Source organism: Marinobacterium marinum, from assembly GCF_013868415.1.
Lineage (GTDB): Bacteria > Pseudomonadota > Gammaproteobacteria > Pseudomonadales > Balneatricaceae > Marinobacterium > Marinobacterium marinum.
Genome location: NZ_JACEMT010000018.1, coordinates 1 through 259 on the forward strand (window position 1 = coordinate 1; position 259 = coordinate 259).

A 259-nucleotide genomic window follows, 5' to 3' on the forward strand; every position below is an offset into this window, starting at 1 on the left:
AGCACAGATGGTGCAGATGGGGAGACTCGAACTCCCACGCCCGTGAAGGCACTAGCACCTGAAGCTAGCGTGTCTACCAATTCCACCACATCTGCATTGGGTGTAACGTTTTAATGTGCGCAACCACTTGTCTACTTTCGAAGGGCCTGCATCCGTAGATGAAGGATGGTGCAGATGGGGAGACTCGAACTCCCACGCCCGTGAAGGCACTAGCACCTGAAGCTAGCGTGTCTACCAATTCCACCACATCTGCTTCGAA

The 259-nt window shown here is 53.7% G+C and carries 2 tRNA genes; both read right to left on the bottom strand.

Annotated elements, in window-relative coordinates:
* Positions 1 to 8: 8 nt before the first annotated feature.
* A tRNA-Leu gene (locus tag H1S06_RS00455) sits at positions 9 to 95 on the bottom strand.
* Between the two features lie 71 nt (positions 96 to 166).
* Positions 167 to 253: transfer RNA gene (locus H1S06_RS00460), tRNA-Leu, on the bottom strand.
* Between the last annotated feature and the right edge of the window lie 6 nt (positions 254 to 259).